This window comes from Oceanobacillus sp. B139/18 (assembly GCF_055524595.1).
The window spans coordinates 77166-95987 of record NZ_JBVFXI010000003.1 but is presented as its reverse complement, the minus strand read 5'-3'; the positions used below and the strand labels follow the sequence as shown (position 1 = coordinate 95987).

Annotated in this window: 13 protein-coding genes; all 13 read left to right on the top strand. The window is 41.5% G+C overall.

Annotated elements, in window-relative coordinates; translation table 11 throughout:
• Window positions 1–79 precede the first annotated feature (79 nt).
• The 13 genes from cobA to ACZSMY_RS10855 all read left to right on the top strand — a co-directional run bounded on the left by cobA (window position 80) and on the right by ACZSMY_RS10855 (window position 18768).
• The gene (gene cobA / locus ACZSMY_RS10915) at window positions 80–1570 is read left to right on the top strand and encodes a uroporphyrinogen-III C-methyltransferase (RefSeq protein ID WP_226894829.1); all 1491 of its coding nucleotides are present in this window, start codon (window positions 80–82) and stop codon (window positions 1568–1570) included.
• Window positions 1571–1654: 84 nt separating this feature from the next.
• Window positions 1655–2431 carry a sirohydrochlorin chelatase gene (locus tag ACZSMY_RS10910; RefSeq protein ID WP_256704948.1) on the top strand — a complete coding sequence of 259 codons (777 nt, stop codon included), beginning with the start codon at window positions 1655–1657 and terminating at the stop codon, window positions 2429–2431.
• The gene (locus tag ACZSMY_RS10905; RefSeq protein ID WP_193063598.1) at window positions 2431–3045 is read left to right on the top strand and encodes a precorrin-2 dehydrogenase/sirohydrochlorin ferrochelatase family protein; all 615 of its coding nucleotides are present in this window, start codon (window positions 2431–2433) and stop codon (window positions 3043–3045) included. The genes ACZSMY_RS10910 and ACZSMY_RS10905 overlap by 1 nt, the downstream gene beginning before the upstream one ends.
• 193 nt (window positions 3046–3238) lie before the next feature.
• Window positions 3239–5116, top strand: a complete 1878-nt coding sequence (locus ACZSMY_RS10900) for an anaerobic ribonucleoside triphosphate reductase (RefSeq protein ID WP_368901422.1) — start codon at window positions 3239–3241, stop codon at window positions 5114–5116.
• A complete protein-coding gene (nrdG, locus tag ACZSMY_RS10895) occupies window positions 5113–5577 on the top strand; it encodes an anaerobic ribonucleoside-triphosphate reductase activating protein (protein WP_226894831.1) in 465 nt (154 codons plus the stop codon). The genes ACZSMY_RS10900 and nrdG overlap by 4 nt, the downstream gene beginning before the upstream one ends.
• 387 nt (window positions 5578–5964) lie before the next feature.
• A complete protein-coding gene (locus tag ACZSMY_RS10890) occupies window positions 5965–8601 on the top strand; it encodes a cation-translocating P-type ATPase (RefSeq protein ID WP_193063602.1) in 2637 nt (878 codons plus the stop codon).
• Window positions 8602–8827: 226 nt separating this feature from the next.
• Window positions 8828–11140, top strand: coding sequence for a polyprenyl synthetase family protein (locus tag ACZSMY_RS10885; RefSeq protein WP_341173145.1), 2313 nt, complete (start codon window positions 8828–8830; stop codon window positions 11138–11140).
• Between the two features lie 330 nt (window positions 11141–11470).
• A complete protein-coding gene (locus ACZSMY_RS10880; RefSeq protein ID WP_465147779.1) occupies window positions 11471–13084 on the top strand; it encodes an ATP-binding protein in 1614 nt (537 codons plus the stop codon).
• Window positions 13081–13782, top strand: coding sequence for a response regulator (locus ACZSMY_RS10875; RefSeq protein ID WP_193063607.1), 702 nt, complete (start codon window positions 13081–13083; stop codon window positions 13780–13782). Before ACZSMY_RS10880 ends, ACZSMY_RS10875 begins: the two co-directional genes overlap by 4 nt.
• Before the next feature lie 354 nt (window positions 13783–14136).
• Window positions 14137–15825, top strand: coding sequence for an SLC13 family permease (locus ACZSMY_RS10870; protein ID WP_193063609.1), 1689 nt, complete (start codon window positions 14137–14139; stop codon window positions 15823–15825).
• Between the two features lie 778 nt (window positions 15826–16603).
• Window positions 16604–16933 carry a helix-turn-helix domain-containing protein gene (locus tag ACZSMY_RS10865; protein ID WP_212928776.1) on the top strand — a complete coding sequence of 110 codons (330 nt, stop codon included), beginning with the start codon at window positions 16604–16606 and terminating at the stop codon, window positions 16931–16933.
• A 246-nt stretch (window positions 16934–17179) separates the two neighbouring features.
• A complete protein-coding gene (locus ACZSMY_RS10860; RefSeq protein WP_193063613.1) occupies window positions 17180–18016 on the top strand; it encodes an ABC transporter ATP-binding protein in 837 nt (278 codons plus the stop codon).
• Between the two features lie 47 nt (window positions 18017–18063).
• Window positions 18064–18768, top strand: coding sequence for an ABC transporter permease (locus tag ACZSMY_RS10855; RefSeq protein ID WP_212928777.1), 705 nt, complete (start codon window positions 18064–18066; stop codon window positions 18766–18768).
• Window positions 18769–18822: the final 54 nt, after the last annotated feature.

Genomic DNA, 18822 nt, shown 5'->3' with positions numbered 1-18822 from the left:
TTAAGAAAAGCAGGGCTATTGACTTGAAAAGCCGATTTGATACGAAAAAGCTTAGAAATGGATGAAATGAGGGTGACGAATGATGACAAAACCAGGATGTGTGTACTTAGTCGGAGCTGGTCCTGGAGATATTGGGTTAATGACTTTAAAAGGTTATACGTATTTGCAGCAGGCAGAAGTTGTTTTATACGATAGGCTGGTTAACCCTCTCTTACTGGAATATGCTTCACCGCAAGCAGAATTTATATATTGTGGTAAAATGCCTAAAAAACATATACTGCGTCAGGAAGCAATTAATGAGTTATTAGTAAAGCATGGCTTAGAAGGAAAGAATGTTGTGCGTTTGAAAGGCGGCGACCCAAGCGTATTTGGCCGGGTAGGCGAGGAGACAGCTGCACTGGAACAGGCCGGTGTGCCTTACGAGATTGTTCCAGGGATAACGGCGGGAATCGGAGCTGCTGCTTATGCGGGCGTGCCTGTTACACATCGTGAGCATAGCTTATCCTTTGCTGTTATTACAGGTCATGATAAGTCGCCTTCAGGTGAACCGCTGATTGACTGGCATGCTTTAGCGAACGGGATCGACACCATTGCGTTCTATATGGGATTGGGCAATCTGCCTTACATTTCAGAACAGCTCATCTCATATGGGCGGTCTTCGGATACGCCAGTTTTATTAATTCAATGGGGCACGACCGGAAAACAGAGAACGCTGCAGGGAAATCTTGCAACTATTGTACAGAAAGCAAAAGCGGCACAGTTTAAAAATCCAGCTATCATCTTAGTAGGAGATGTAAGCACACTGAAAAAAGGAGAAAGCTGGTTTGAAAGCAAGCCGCTGTTTAGTCAGCATTTGCTTCTCGGGCGGGCTGGTGAAGAACCGAGTGAAATGGCCCGGCATTTACGGGAGCAGGGAGCAGAGGTTTTTGAATTTCCGCGGATGCAAAAGAAAAAGCATCTGTTGAAAAAAGCCGATATTCCGGCAAATCGGGATCTTCTTTTTTTATCACCGGCAAGTGTGGACATTTTCTTCGAGTCTCTGCAGGCAAATAAAATCGATATTCGAAGGATTCAAGGTGAATTCTATGGAATTTCTAAAAAAACAGTAAAGGCCATAGAATCCTATCATTGTTTTGGAAAAGAAATAGCAGAACGGAGCCCCGACGCTTCCCCGCTGGTAATATTAGGAGACCCGGAAGGCTTCCATCGAAAAGAGCAGCGTTATCCATTCGTATTTGAGCCTGATTTCATTGCTACGCATAGCTTTATTCGTGTGCAGCAGACGGAGCAAACGTTCAGCCGTCTTCAGGAGGAGGAGCGTATCGAAACGATCATTTTTCCTAATGCGCGTTCTGTGAAAACAGTGACGGAAGGGTTTCAAGCTTGTGGAGAAACGCCAGAAAACATTAGTACCTATGCACGCGTGATTTGTTTTGGAGAAAAATCAAAGCAGGCTGCTGTCAAAGCAGGGTATGCTGTTTCGGAGGTATTATCTGAACCGACCGAAGAAGCACTGCAGGAAGTTCTTTTGCAAAAAGAAGCTCCGCTGGCTGCAGCGGCCTTTTCTTAAAATTTTTAAGTTTTACAATTAATATCGTTCATTAAGCAGAAATTTGCTAGACTTGAAAGAGAATGAGAGGAAGGGGAATACAGGATGCAGGCTATTTTATATATCGGGCATGGAAGCCGGGTACAACGGGGGAATGAGGAGCTTCTGGCTTTTGTAGACAGAGCGAAGAAAAAAAATCCGCAGATTCAGATACAGGAAACCTGCTTTATTGAACTTGCTTCACCATCCATCCAAACAGGCATCGATAGCTGTGTCCGGCAGGGAGCAGCACAGATTGCAGTTGTGCCGGTTCTATTGCTTTCAGCTGGGCATGCAAAGCAGGATATCCCAAAAGAAATAGGGCAGGCAGAAAAACGCTATCCAGACGTAACCTTTACCTATGGAAAGGTGATGGGAGTAGATCCGGCAATCATTGATTTACTAAACAAACGCCTGGAAATGGGAGGACTGAAGCAAACCGGTAAACCGCCTGTGTATGAAGAACGCGAACCTGCTTCTGTATTACTTGTCGGGCGGGGCAGCAGTGATCCGGATGCCAATAGCGACCTTGCCAAAATTGCACGCTTATTATGGGAGGCAGCTCCGGTAAATGAAGTAAATACATGTTATCTGGCAGCAACCCGTCCTACATTGGATGAGGGGCTGGAGCAATTGCTTAAAAGTCCTAATTCGGTGGTGTATGTTGTCCCCTATTTGCTATTCTCCGGTGTATTAATGAGGGAGCTGCGCCAGAAATTAGATGAACTGTCTGAACGGACAGATAAACAATTTATTCTTTGTCCGTACTTAGGATTTGATGATCAGCTCGTTACAGTCCTAGTCGATCGAGTCAATACATTGCTGAAAGGAAGAGTCAGCTGATGCACATGCCGCTTTTTTTAGAGGTGAAGAATCAGACCGTCATTGCAGTCGGCGGAGGAGCTGTTGCAGCGAGAAAAATACGTCATTTTTTAGATGCTGGAGCTGCTATCACTATCATTGCGCCGAAGCTTCATCCATTTTTGCAGCAGCTTTATCAAAAAGGAAAAATCAAGTGGCAGGAAAGAGAGGTTCACGAGGGAGAACATTTTAATTGTCTATTTCTTTTATTGATGACAGATAAGAAAGAACTGAATGTGTCCCTTTATGAAAACAAACAGCCGCATCAGCTGGCTTATGTTGCAAATGATGCCATGAAAAGTGATGTATCCTTTCCTGCTGTTCTACAAAGGGGAGCGCTAAGCCTTGCGTTGTCCACCGGCGGTGCGAGTCCAATTTATGCAAAACAGTTAAAAAATAAGCTGGCGGATCAGCTGCCAGCAGAAATAGAAGCTGATCTTATCTTTCTTGATCAGGCAAGAAAAAGAATCCTCACCCTGCCTTTAACACCCGAGCAAAAAAAGCAGATTCTGCAGAAAATTACAGAAGAGGAATTCCTGCGGCAGGGTAACCGGCAGCAGCTTCTGGAAGAAATGCTTGAAACGGTTCAAAAATGACTTAAAAAATTCATAATCGGGATAGAGAATGAGAAGAAAAAGTGGTAAAAGTCATAAAATATCCATTTGAACTTCTTTCTAACCTCCTTTACCATAGAACTATATATAGTTCTGATTTGTTTTTAAACATACTATATATAGTTTTTGAGTGCGTTGAAACGTATTTGCGGAGACGAAGAAGGAGGAATAGAAGATGGCGGAAGTAATGACTGCTCCTGAAAGTACAGAAGCAGATTTAATGCAGGATTTTCAAGAGATTATATCCAGCACCAATCAGGATTTAATACAGGAGAATGCCAATGTGGACGGGAAATCACCATGCGGGCAGATGAACAAGTTTGCTAGTGAAAGTGCAAAACTTTATGCGAAAGAAAAGATGTTGAGCCGAGAAGCGAAGCAGGCAATGGAGGATAATTATATTCATATTCATGATTTAGATTATATGCCCACGGGGACAGCGACCTGCTGCCAAATTCCTTTAGGAAAATTGTTGGAAAAAGGGTTTAACACAGGGCATGGACATATGCGCTCCCCACAAAGCATTCTGAGTGCGATGGCATTAGCGGCAATCGTTTTTCAAAGCAACCAAAATCAGCAGCATGGTGGACAGAGCTTCCAGGCGTTTGATTATGATTTAGCGCCGTTTGTGAAGAAGTCCTATCAAAAGCGGCTGCATAGATTACAGCAATATCAGCTTCCCCTTGCTCCACAGGAATTGGAGAAGTTAGCTTGGGAGGAAACGGACCGGGAATGCTACCAGGCCTGTGAAGCGTTTATTCATAATTTGAACAGCCTCCATTCCAGAAGCGGCGGTCAGGTTCCATTTACGTCAATCAATTATGGAACAGATACAAGCAGAGAAGGAAGACTGATTATAAAAAATCTTCTTTTAGCTACACAGGCTGGTTTAGGAAAAGGGGAGACACCAATTTTTCCGATTCAAATTTTTAAAATGAAAAAAGACGTTAATTTTTATAAAGCGGATCCAAACTATGATTTGTATCAGCTGGCTTTGGAAACAACAGCAAAAAGGCTTTTTCCAAACTTCAGCTTTATCGATGCGCCATTCAACTTCGTTTATTATGAAGAAGGAAATCCGGATTCGGAAGTAGCTTATATGGGCTGCCGTACGCGTATTATGGCTAATCGTCATGGAGAAGAAAATAGTCTCGGGCGCGGCAATATCTCCTTTACCAGTATTAATTTAGTGAAAATAGCGCTGACCTCATCAACCGTCGAGGCATTTATGGCGAAATTAGAGGTCTATACGGAAATGGTCATTCGTCAATTGTATGAACGGTATGTATTTCAGGCAAATAAACTTGTGAATAACTTCACTTTTTTGCATGGAGAAGGCGTCTGGACAGGCAGTGACGAATTAAATCCAGAGGATACATTGGAAGAGGTATTGAAGCAGGGGAGTTTAAGTGTTGGTTTTATTGGCCTGGCGGAGTGTTTAAAAGCATTGACAGGCAAGCATCATGGAGAATCAGAACAGGCGCAGGAGCTGGGAGAAGAGATTGTTGCCTTTTTACGGAAGAAATGTGACGAGGCTGCAGAAGACTATGATTTGAATTATTCGCTGATTGCAACACCGGCAGAAGGGCTGAGTGGCCGATTTGTGAAGCAGGATTGCAAGGATTTTGGAAAAAGAGACGGAATTACAGACAGAGATTATTATACAAATTCGTTTCATATTCCTGTGTACTATCCGATTCGAGCTGTGGAGAAAATAAAACGGGAAGCTGTCTATCACCCATATACCAATGCGGGTCATATCACTTATATTGAAGTAGACGGAGATGTCAGCAAAAATATAAAAGCTATCGACACCCTTGTGAAAACCATGGCTGAAAGCGGGATTGGCTATGGCAGTGTAAACCATCCGGTCGACCGCTGTCAAAGCTGCGGCTATACCGGAACGATCGATAACGAGTGTCCAAGCTGTCAAATCGCGGATGAAAGACAATTTGACCGGATTCGCCGTATTACCGGCTATCTGGTAGGAACAATGGATAAATGGAATACAGCAAAAGCATCGGAAGAACGAGACAGAGTGAGGCATGTATGATGGAAACAGCACGGATTTTATCCATTTATCATGATTCAGTCGTTGATGGAGAGGGCTTACGTACGGTTATTTTCTTTGCCGGCTGTCCCCATTACTGCAAGGGATGCCATAATCCAAGGTCCTGGAATATACGGAATGGCAAGGAGATGGATGTGCAGCAGATTGTCGAGGAGGCATGGAATCCATTGACAGATATTACGTTAAGCGGCGGAGATCCATTTTACCAGGCACAGGCTGCAGCAAGTATTGCCAGACAATTGAAGGCGCTTGGGAAAAATATATGGGCGTATACTGGATGGACGATCGAAGAGCTGCGTGAGAACAAAGATCCGCATCAGCTGGAGCTTCTTAACTATGTAGATGTGCTGGTGGACGGACCATTTATATTGGCTGAGCGGGATTTAACCTTATCCTTTCGTGGCAGCCGGAATCAGCGGATTATTGAGATGGGGAATGAGTAGAAGTAACATCGGCAGAAAAACTGACCAGAGACAAGGTCAGTTTTTTTGATGGGCAAAAACTGACTGTTGCAAAGTCTATATTGGCTTTTGGCAGATTAGAGTATATCCAAGCAAGCATAAAAGGAAAAAGAAGTATATAATAGCTTCCATAGCAGCAGGATAAGTTAAATCATTTTTAAAAGATAAATATGAAGATTTTGTAAAGATTCCTTCTTTTCTGCAGTAATAAGGTTTCAATCGAATGAAAAAAGGCAATAGCTCAAGATAAAGAAAAACCTTTCATTGCTGTATTATTTTGAAAATGGGGATGGAATGTGTTGAAGAATGCAAAATAAACAATAAATGCACTCTATAATTGAAAAATGAACAAGCAGGGAGATTTTGAAAATGGAAATGTATCAAAAAAAAGCTGCAGATGTTTTGGAAGAATTAGAGGCTTCCCAACAGGGGCTATCAACCGAAGAAGCAGCATCCAGACTGGATCAATACGGATATAATGAGATAGCGGATAAAGAAAAAGTACCGACGTGGAAGCTTTTTTTAGAGACCTTCAAAGATCCGATGGTTATTGTCCTGTTAGCGGCGGCTGCAGTACAAATATTGATTGGAGAATGGGTAGAATCCATTATTATCTTTTTGGTTCTGCTGATTAACTCGGTAATCAGCGTGGTACAGACGAGAAAAGCGGAAAGCTCGCTGGAGGCATTACGGGATATGTCTGCCCCTGATGCGAATGTGATGCGGGATGGAACCGAAAAAACAATCGCTGCCAAAGAGCTTGTTCCCGGTGATATTGTCTACTTAGAAGCGGGAGACTATATACCTGCGGATGGACGTATGCTGGAAAGCGGCTCTTTACGAGTAAATGAAGGAATGCTTACCGGCGAATCGGAGGCGGTAGAAAAGAACACCGATATCATTGAGGACGAGGCTGCTTTAGGAGACAGACTAAATATGGTGTACAGCAGCTCTTTGGTTGTTTATGGACGGGGAACCTTTGTAGTTACCGGTACAGGAAACCAAACAGAGGTCGGTAAAATTGCCGATATGCTTTCTACTGCAGAGCAGAAAGAAACGCCGTTACAACAGAAATTAAACAGCTTCAGCAAGAAGCTCGGTGTCGGCATTTTGATTTTATGTATTGCTATTTTTGCTGTTCAGGCAGCTCGTATCTGGTTTGGCGACAGTGAGGCAGATACAACCACTGCATTATTAAATGCGCTGATGTTCTCGGTAGCTATCGCAGTTGCTGCTATCCCTGAGGCTTTGCAATCGATTGTTACTATTGTCTTATCTGTCGGCACAAATAAAATGGCAAAGCAGCATGCCATTATTCGTAAGCTGCCAGCTGTAGAGACGCTTGGATCTACACGGATTATTTGTACAGACAAAACAGGGACACTGACCCAAAATAAAATGACCGTTACCGATGATTTTATCCCTTTTCATAAAAATGAACGTTTACCGGAGAATCCGGATGAATGGGATAAGTCCGAGAGATTTCTTGTCTATATTGCAGCCCTTTGTAATGATTCGTATATTAATCAGGAGAACCAAGAGATTGGCGATCCGACGGAGGTTGCTTTAATTCAATTTGCGGATAAACATGCGCACAGTTATCAGGAATTACGAAAAAAATATCCACGGGAAGCAGAACTGCCCTTTGATTCTGACCGCAAGCTGATGTCCACTGTTCACCATATGGACGGGGAACGTCTGTTATTTGCCAAGGGCGGTCCAGATGTAATGTTTCATCGCGCAAGTCATGTGCTGCTCGATGGTGAGGAACAGCCATTGACCGATGATTTGCTGGAGCGGTTTGAAGGAGCCAATGAAGACTTCTCCAACCAGGCTCTGCGCGTATTGGCTTATGGTTATAAACGCTTGCCTGATAATCAGACAGATATTACGTATGAGGATGAGCGGGATTTTGTGTTAGTCGGGCTGACTGCGATGATGGACCCGCCAAGGGAAGCGGTGTACGGATCGATTGAAGAAGCAAAAGCAGCCGGGATCCGGACCATTATGATTACCGGCGATCATAAAACTACTGCCCAGGCAATTGGGCGGGATATCGGCTTAATGGAAAATGATGATATTGCAATCACAGGAAAAGATCTCGATAAGATGTCAGAGGAAGAATTAGAGGACAAAATTGAGCAGATTTCCGTTTACGCCCGCGTATCACCTGAAAATAAAATAAGAATTGTCCGAGCCTGGCAGCAAAGAGGTGCTGTAACAGCCATGACGGGTGACGGAGTGAATGACGCTCCTGCTTTAAAACAGGCGGATATCGGTATTGCGATGGGAAGCGGAACGGATGTATCCAAGGATTCGTCGGCAATGATTCTGACCGATGATAATTTTGTATCTATTGTTAATGCTGTTCAGGTCGGGAGAACCGTATTTGATAATATTAAAAAAGCAATCGGTTATTTATTTGCCGGGAATCTTGGAGCCATCCTCGCGATTCTGTATGCTGTTATCTTCAATCTGCCGAATCCATTTACAGCGTTGCAGCTCTTGTTTATTAATTTAGTCAATGACTCGCTGCCTGCAATTGCGTTAGGTGTGGAAAAATCAGAGGCAGGCGTGATGAAGCGGAAACCGCGTCCGGTTAACGAAGGTATATTTGCCGGCGGTACGCTGCGGACTGTTTTGACAAGAGGGATTTTAATTGCTGCTGCTGTTGTTATTTCTTTCTATATTGGTTTGTCCCATTCCAATGAAATGGGTGTGGCGATGGCATTTACGACGTTGATTATGTCACGTACCCTGCAGACCTTTGCTGCACGTTCGAATACACAGACATCGATTAAAATTGGCTTCTTCTCTAATAAATATGTGATAGGAGCAGTTGTAATCGGGTTTGCTTTATATGGGATAACGCTGCTTCCTTTTGCAAGAGAGGTGTTTAATATACCTGCTTCCTTTGGTTTCCAGGAATGGGGAATTGCAACAGGACTGGCAGCTGCCGCTGTGGTTTGTATGGAAATAGCAAAAAAGATTTTTCATAGAGCATAAACGAAATGAATAGAAATAAGTTAAAGTGTGTATTCAAAAAGTATTTTTTAACGGGCTTTTTGAATAACCTCTTAAAAAAATATGCCGTTTTACTTGGGATTTTTAGGTCAGGTAAACGGCATATTTTTAACAAATGTAAAGATTTTGTTAAGTTTTACTTGCATCATTATTGTGTACGGAACATCGTGGTATACTTAATTACTTAACAAAAAAATGAGGACGGAACATGCAGATGGACAAAGATTATTTTCAGACAAAGCAGGAGCAGGCAAAAGCATATTTTCAAACGCTGCAGGCTCAAATACAAGAAGAGAATTTTGCGTCAGCCTTGATAGAGACGCTTCATCAATATCAACAAGATAAAAAGAAAACATGGGTAAATATAGATCATTGGAAGCAGCAGCCAAGCAAATTATTTATTTCTTATTTAGCGAAATCAGGCCAGCTTGATGCTTATTTGCATCGAAGTATTTCGTACATTTATTTTCGTGACCTGGGAAGGGATATTACCTCTGAAGCAATGCAGAACAGAATAACTGCTGTCACAGAAGGCGTCAAAAATTACTTGAATCAGAAGGAGCAGCGAGTGCCGTTCCATCTGACAGAGCTTTACCAAATGGCACAAAAAGAATCGCTGGAAGAAGTATTCTTCTGGGTGTCGGATAAACTTAAACGTGTCTCCGCGATACTTCCGGATGGTTTGGATAAAAACGAAGCGAAACGAAAAATAATGAAGATTATTGCTGGTGTCGTTATGCATGAATTGGAAGAATTGGATGGAGAACTGTCCAAAGATCGGAGGAGGCAGCTGTTAGATCAGGCTGTTCGTACAGGATATTATTATGGATTGACCTATCCGCTGATTGATGATGTGCTGGATGCGGATATGTTAACGGCATCGGAGAAGAAGACTTTCGCTTATTTTATCCGGCAGACGTTATTCACAGGGGAGGTGCTTCCAGTAAAAGCTGACGATTGGCAGAAGAATCATTGGGAATTCATTTCTGCTGTGCATCAGGAGCTGTCGGAAGCATTTCATTATTTAAAGTCCTGCCAGCCGGAGGAGAATAGACAGCTTTTCCTGGAAAATGCGTATTTATTTTTCGAAGCACAGGAACTGGACAGGCAAAAGCATTTGGATAATGACAGGTATACCAATGAAGACCTGTATACATCTGTTATTTTAAAATCGGCTTCCTCCAGACTGATTATCCGTTCGTTTAAGCCTTTTTCAGAGGTCGAGAACATCGAAGCAAATATGTTTCATTACGGGATGTATAATCAGCTTGCGGATGATTTAACAGATTTAGATGAAGACCTGGCGAATAGGAATGTCACGCCGTATACGTATTTTGTGACGTATCGTGAACAGAATTCTAATTTAATCAATCCCTTTGCCATGTATTGGTCTGTTATTTATTATTTTATTCATAAGCTCTATCCGGGAAAGCCGGAGATAAGAGATGTTATTTTGGACAGGGCAATAAACGGTTTAAAACGGCTAAAGGCAAGATTGGGAAAAGAACGCTATCAGAAATTGATGCAGCAGTTTTCCTTTGATCCGAATTTTGACAAAGCTTTAGAGAAAACAGTACATCGTACGCACAACGTAGCATTCTTTGATAAATGGATCCGTGATCAATTTTTAGATACATTAAAACAAAATCAGCAATTAAAGAACCAGTTTGTATCGAAAATGAAAGAAATCAAAGAACAAGTAGAAGAACAGCTTCCCTTTGAGTCAGCGAAAAATTCATTAGAAGAAGCGGCAAACGACAGCCTGTCAGGCAATGCCAAGCGTTTACGCCCGATGATGACGTGGGTTCTGGCAAAAGAAGGGCTTCGTCTTCCAGACCATTTGGTCCTGCCCTTAGTAAAATCAATAGAATATATGCATACCGCCTCGCTTATTTTTGATGATTTGCCGTCACAGGATAATGCACCCGAAAGAAGAGGCAAGCAGACGCTGCATGAGAAATATAATCATGCGACGGCGGAGCTGACTGGACTTTGGTTAACACAGCGCGCTGTAGAAGAGCAGGCTGTAATCAAACATCAAGAACCTGGCAGGCTGCTGGAGCTTATTGCTTATTCCACCCGGACCACCCAAAACATGTGTCAGGGACAATTTTTGGATCTGCAGGCAAAAGGAAAGCAATTAACGCTGGATGAGCTGAGAGAATTATCGGTTTATAAGACCTCCTTTGGTTTTGAAGCGGCCCTGATGATGCCGATGATTATGGCTGGAGAATCGGACGAGCGGAAACAGGCAGTCCAGCGTTTCGCGTACCACGCAGGCATTGCCTTTCAAATCAAAGATGATTTATTAGATATAACAGGGGATGCGAAGCTGTTGGGCAAACAGCCGGGAAGAGACGAGCGGAATAACAGCTCGACCTTTGTGTCCATCCTTGGCAAGGAAGAGGCGCAGAAGGAAATGTGGAGACATTATATGGCAGCCAGAAAAGAGTTAGCAACGCTGCCGGATATTGCTTTCTTTTATCAGCTGTTAGATTATTTGATTTTGCGTGACCATTGAGTTTGTTCATATTACTATCGATTTTGTAAATCTGGATGGTCTTTACATACGCTTTATTGTATGTGAAGGTTATCTGGATTTTTTTAGGGATAAGAAAGAAAACAGGTAAAAATGTTAGTAAAAAGAGGGAGTATATAAAAAGTTGGAGTGATTACTAGAAGCTAAAATCTTTATATCAACTTATATAGCTACGGAATCTGTGTTATTATTTTAAAATATACGGACAGTTATGGAGTGTGCTGGCAAAGCTGCACTCCTTGATATGAATAAAAATTATACAATTGTAAAAAAAGAAGCAGTTTGACTGAACAGGGAGGAGGACGAGCTGGTATGCGGAAAAAAGACATGCCCTTCATGCTTCAAATGCTGCTGTTCACCAGCGGATTAATCTGCCTGACGCTGCTTGTTACAGGACTGCTTATTGGATATAATCAAGCAACAGGAACAAAGGAAGCGCTTGCTGATAAAGCGAGCTTGAGTGCAAGTCATTTTGCCCGAATGCCTATCGTTGCGGATGCGCTTGCAGAAGGGGAGGCAGATGACGAGCTCCGCACTATTGCAGCCGAGGTTCGCGAGAATAATAATCTGCAATATATTGTGTTGATGAATATGGAAGGGATCCGGCTGATGCATCCTGTTCCGGAGCGGATTGGAGAACATTTTGTCGGCGGGGATATTGAGAATGTGTTTGAAGGAAAAAGCTATACGTCTGAGGCAGTTGGCACTTTAGGACCGTCGATGCGCGCTTTTGAACCGGTTTATGATCAAGATGGTATGCAGATCGGAGCTATTTCTGTAGGGATTTCCACAGAGGTTATTAATCAGGCTGTATGGGATAGTGTAAAGATAACCATTTACGGAACAGCTGTAAGTCTTCTTCTCGGTTTAGCAGGCTCTTACCTTTTAGCAAGGAGGCTGAAGAAAACCTTATTTAACCTGGAGCCTCAGGAGATTGCCTATCTGATAGAGGAACGGGAAGCAATGCTTGACAGCGTAAGTGAAGGAGTTATCGCTATTAATGCAGACGGTTACATCATTATTGCGAATCCATCCGCGGAAATAATGCTGGAGCGCGCCGGGCTTCATGGGAATATTATTGGACAAAAAATAAGTGAGATCTGGCCTGAACTGTCACTGGAAGTATTCGTAAACGGGGAAAAGGCCGTTTATGATAAAGCTGTCCGCTTCGGTGAGTTAGAAATGATCACGAACAGTGTTTCCTTTCAAGTGGATAAACATAATGTCGGGGCACTTGTCACTTTCCGGGATCGAAATGAGCTGGACGCCATGATGAAGAAGCTTTCTGGAGTAGAGTCCTATGCCCATACGTTACGGATGCAGACGCATGAGTTTATGAATAAGCTTCATATTATCGGAGCAATGGTCTATACCGAATCCTATGAAGAGCTCGCGGAATATGTAGATAGCCTTTCCATGATCTATCAGCGGGAAACAGGGATTATTTCCGCTCATATTGATGATGTAGCCATTGCAGGATATTTATTGACCAAATTGGAGCGCCTGGAACAGCTTCAAATTGATGTGGATATACAAGGGGAAAATAAATGGCCGAGCCTTTCTGATCCAACAGCTGTTGACCGCTGGATAACGATTATTGGAAACAGCCTGGAAAATGCAGTCGAGGCGATGGTCGGTCAGGAAGAAAAAAAGGTCACATTGATTTTTGATGTTTTTGACGGAGCGTTATTCTATGAAATCCGTGATAATGGAGAAGGATTTGATGTCGAGGATTTACCTTTTATCCTGGAAAAAGGCTATTCGACAAAAGGATTGAACCGCGGCTACGGGATGACGATTATGATTAATGCAGTTAAAGCAGGCAATGGAAATTATCATATTCAATCTGAGATTGGTGCAGGCGTTTGTTTACAAATTACGATGCCATATGAATGGAACGACAAAGAGGGGAATAATTCACAATGATACGGATAGCTATTATTGAAGATGAACCGCTTATTGCTAAATTTCATCAGAAGTATATTGAAAAAATTGATGGATTTTGCTGTACAGGGAGTGTAGAAACGGTCGAGGAGGGTATTGAGCTGGCAAGGCGCCCAGATGTTGATTTGATTTTACTCGATATTTATTTACAGCAGAAAAATGGGCTGGATGTATTAAAACAAATCCGTTCAGAAGAAATAAATGTGGACGTTATTTTAATCACATCCGCCAATGATCAGCAATCGTTACAGACTGGTTACCGCTACGGAGTCGTAGATTATCTGCTGAAGCCATTTACCTTCGAACGTTTCCAGGCGTCCCTCCTACGTTATCAGCAAACCATAAGAGTGACGGAAGGAAAGGTGCATCAATCAGAAGTGGATCGTTTATTTCACCCGCATGAACAGCCTGTTGTGTTAAAACCGGAGGATCTGCCAAAAGGAATCACGAAAGAAACATGTCGAAATATATTAACGGTCATGATGGAGCATGAGGATTGGCTGTCAGCGGCAGATTTAAGTGCTCATGCAAACATTTCCCATGTATCCCTGCGTAAATATTTACGTTTTTTTGAGGAAAAAAGATTGCTTGAAAAAAATGTGATTTACCATAGCTTCGGACGTCCGCTGCAGCAGTATAGACTCTCGCAAACAGGAAAAAACAATTTTCGTCATTTCTAGAGGATGTTCAAAAAGTCCAATAAAAATGACACGGCGAATTTCTACGTTGACGAGCTATTTCCGATGGGGTCTGCGATTACTCGCCCCACCAAGACCGTTACTCACGTATTATAAAGCACGAAAGAACTTCTGTTAAGAACGTCCACGTCCTGTGGACAACACAGAAGTCATCACATCCTGTGAAAGTCCGTTCGTAAATAGCTCGTCGCCTTGAACTTCTTGGTCCTATTTATCGAACTTTTTGAACACGTATTTCTAGTTTCGATTAGTTAAAAAATATATACAAACCATAGTAAATAGACGAAAATAAGAATAACCATTTTTGGTAAGCGTTTTCAGAGAGGGGTATGAACGATGAACTATGTAACATCGGCATGGAACGAACTTTGGAGGCAGCATAAACGCACAAAAAGTCTATTAAATATTTTTGCTCTCCATAAAAATGTTACTGAAAAAGATGTTGAAAAACATAAACAAACTTCTGCAAAGGACAGCACGGTTCAGGGGCAGCCTGAAGATTCAGGAGACGAACCTCCAAAGAAACCTTATTCCAGGGCACAAATCGTCGGTTTAATTTTAGGACCGCTTTTATTCGTTTTAACGATGTTATTTTTTCAGCCGGAAGGATTATCAGCCGAAGGAAAGGCTGTTCTGGCTACGACATTATGGGTAGCCACATGGTGGATCACAGAGGCATTGCCTATCCCGGCTACGTCTCTCCTGCCATTGATATTAATCCCGATAACGGGAGCGATGGAAGGCGGAGATGTTGCTTCTGCCTATGGAAATGATATTATTTTTCTATTTTTAGGCGGATTTTTTATTGCCACAGCCATGGAAAAGTGGAATCTGCATAAGCGTATTGCCCTTTTTATCATTGCGGTAATTGGAACAAGTGTACAGCGAATTCTACTTGGTTTCATGGCAGCTACCGGTTTTCTTTCTATGTGGGTTTCCAATACGGCTGCGGTAATGATGATGGTTCCAATGGGGCTGGCGATTACAGTACAGGTAGCAAGTGTGTTAAAAGGAACTCCGGAAGAAAAAGAATTACCAAAGTTTGAAAAATCCCTGATTTTTGGGATTGGTTACGCTGGAACAATCGGCGGTTTGGGAACATTGATTGGAACACCTCCGAATATTATTCTGGCAGGGCAGCTGGACGAATTATTTGGTGTAAATATTTCTTTTGCGACCTGGATGCTGTTTGCTTTTCCCGTTGTTGTTTTTATGCTTTTCTTTACATGGTTATATTTAGGGAAGGTTGCATTTAAAACAAGTATTAAGCAGCTGCCTGGCGGAAAAGAATTAATCCAGCGTGAACGAAGTAAACTGGGGAAAACAGGCTATGAAGAGAAGATGGTCGCAGTAGTGTTTGTTTTTGCTGCATTTATGTGGATTACAAGAGATTTCCTCTGGACAGATGGAAATTTTAGCATTGTTAACGTTCCAGGGATTTCTGATGGGATGATTGCAATTGTAGCCGCAGTATTATTATTTGCTATTCCAGCAAAAAAAGAGGAACGTATTTTATCTTGGAAGGATTCCCGTGATATTCCATGGGGGGTGCTCCTGCTGTTTGGAGGCGGATTGGCAATTGCGGCTGGTTTTACAGAAACAGGCTTATCTGACTGGCTCGGGGAGCAGCTGACTGTTTTAGACGGCTTCCATATTCTTGTGGTTATTGCTGCAGCAACCTTGATGATTATGGCTCTGACGGAGATTACTTCCAATACAGCAACAGCGACCATGATTTTGCCGGTAGTTGGAGCATTGGCGGTTGCGTTAAACATTCATCCGTTTGCGCTGATGATTCCATGTGCACTGGCAGCAAACTGTGCATTTATGCTACCGGTTGGAACACCGCCGAATGCCATTATTTTCGGTACAGGAAAACTGAAAATTATTGAGATGATCAAAACAGGATTCTGGGTCAATATCGTAGGAACAATTATTATTATTTTAGCTGTGTATTATTTTGTTCCAATAGTTTGGGGAATTGATTTAACCTCCATTCCAAGTGAATTCTTGAGCGGGAATTGATTGGAATTAGGCAGCTGGCTGGTATTTATGTATTCGATTTTTACTTGTAAATAGTTCATAACGAAAGCCTCCCTGGAATTCAATTCAGGGAGGCTTTCGTTATATGATGGAGTCTCAGCGATGAAATAACTTTGATTCAGCCTTCCTCTTATACACCAACCTAAGAACGATTTCTGCGATGCCTTTCTTTCCCGCCCTTCATGGCATTTAATTCTTCTTTATTCTTTTTCTTCTTCTTTTTTCCTTTATCTATGCTCATTCCAATACCTCCTTTTTAGTTAGTATGAGCCAAATATCAGAAAAAATGTAACTGCAGGCTATGCGTTTTCATAAGAGAATGAACGGATGAGTTGTATATTTTCATTTCAATTCTGTAAAATAAAAAGAGAAATCATGACGATAACGGAAATGAAAAATCAGCAAGAGTCTTCACTTCAAGTAATGCAACCCAACTAACAGGACACTTGAAGTCTATTACAGAGAATAAAGATAAACAACACAAAGCTTGGAGACATTGTATAATCCGCAGTGGGTTACTTGAGTTTTTTCGACAGATTTGTATGGAAAGATTATATGTAAAAATAAATCCTTTTAAATGAATTAATCATATCGGTTATCTAAATAACTTAAATTGTTTTAAAAACGGAACGATTGTTCATCTAATTTATTCTTCTTCTGATTATATTTAGCCTCTATCTGAGAACAAACTGTTAATTTTTAATAATAGAACTCCCCAGCAATATTATGATATAATTTTCAGAAAAAGCAGGTGAATAACTTGATTGGTGAAAAAATCAAACAATTACGTCAAGAAAAGCGAATGTCGCTATCAGAACTGGCTGAAAAGGCAGGAGTAGCAAAATCCTATTTAAGTTCCATCGAGCGAGACCTTCAATCAAACCCCTCCATCCAATTCATCGAGAAAATCAGCCAAGTGTTAGAGGTTTCTGTGAAAGATTTAATAATTGAAAACAACTCGATACATGAAACAGAATTAGATAGTGAATGGGTGAATATTGTAAAAGAAGCAATGGAATCTGGTGTGTCGAAAGAGCATTTTAGAGAATATCTAGAATTTAATAAATGGAGGCAGGAAAAAGGGAATTAAGTCAGTAAATCGTTCAGCAGCTTTATGGAAATCATCGAGAGTTATTTTATAATCAATTTTTCGCAGTGTAACTGGCTTTAATGAAGTTTCTATTTATCATTTACATTTAATTGTAAGATAAATAAATATAATATGATAAATAGCTATAATAATATCCTTTGAACATAGATCATTTAGCGAAGGAACTGTAAAAAGGCAGAATTGAGTATGTCAGTATATACCAAATGATATGACAAGGAGAATTACATGAATCAGCTTGTAGAGCTAAAGAGTATCAAGAAAAAATACGGGAAGAAAACTATTTTATACGACATGTCACTTCGCTTGGAAGAAAAGGAGGTCATTGCTGTCTTAGGTGGGAATGGCAGTGGAAAGAGCACCTTTTTACGTATGGCAGCAGGAGTAGAACGACCGGATTCAGGGCAGGTAGTATATACTGATAAGAATATCCGGATAGGGTATGTACCAGAAAGGTTTCCAAACTATCTCCGTTTTACACCAAATGAATATTTGCACTATACCGGAAGGATAGGCGATGTTTCAGAGGCTGAGCTCAAACAGCGTATTTCGTCGTTATTGCATCGGTTTCAATTGGATAAATGGAGTGACCGGCGAATTAGCACGTTGTCTAAAGGGAATATCCAAAAGGTAGGTATTATTCAAGCCATTCTTCCGCAGCCAGAGCTGTTAGTTTTAGATGAACCGTTATCCGGGCTCGATTTTTCCGCGCAGCAGGAATTACTTTTGATTCTAGACGAATTAAAGGAACAAGGAACCGCCATTCTATTAACCTATCATGAAGCTCCCATTTTTGAAGAGGTTGTTGACCAAACCTATTACATAAAAGATGGGCAATTAACAGAAGAAAAACTTGTGGAAAAAGATGCTGTGAAGGTGATTGAAGTAAAGGGTTTAACGGATATAGATGTGCAGGAATGGAACGAATTAATAAATAAAGAAAGAAGAGAAAATAGCTTGCTGCTATATGTGAATTCAGAAAATAGCGATCAGCTCCTGTCCAGGATTCTTGAATTGCAGGGAAGCATTGAGTACGTCGGAAACATCGATTATAAAATGGAGTGAAGAACAAACTATGTGTTTGTTCGTTTTACATAGAAGGAGAGATTTATTTGAAAGAAGTCATTAAATACAGCTTGCATGATTATATCCGTTCTCATAAATATTTTCCGCCGGTCTCCACCTTTATTGTGTTAATCGCTGTTTTTTATACGTATAAGCCGAATCCGGTTGTCGATAGCTATGCGATTACAGCATTGTTTTTGTTTGTGGTCTCTGCCTGGTTATGTATGAGCGTCTTGTCTCTGGATTCACCAGTACAAAGACAGCTGCTGGTTTTAAATCTGAGAAGCAGCTATCGATACTACTTGGCAAAATTAGCAGCGGTTTGGCTGATTGCCTTGCTATTGGCAGTGTTTGCCTTTCTTTATCCGATTATATTTCATCTATTTTCTGATTCTGTATCCATGACAGTTGGCTTCGTATCGATAGTGAATCATCTCCTATTGGCTGCGCTCGGAATTTGTATTGCCGCTTTTTTCAGTAGCGTAATGATGGAAAGTGCCATCAATGCCTATGGCGGTTTAGCACTGACGGTCATTCTTTCCATTGCTGCACTAGGTATCGAGAATGCTTTACCGGCATCTCTCAAATATATTACATGGATTATTCCACCGGCCACGATTACCCAGAAGCCGCTATTTCAATGGGAGGAAGAAAACCTGACCTATTTATCGGGCTTTCCATTTTTATGGATAATGATTTATACTGGGATTATTATGGTGCTATTTCTAATAATGGCAAATAGAAAACGTTGATTACTACGAAAAAGCAATAAGAGATTTACAATATAAAAGTAAAGGAGGAGAATC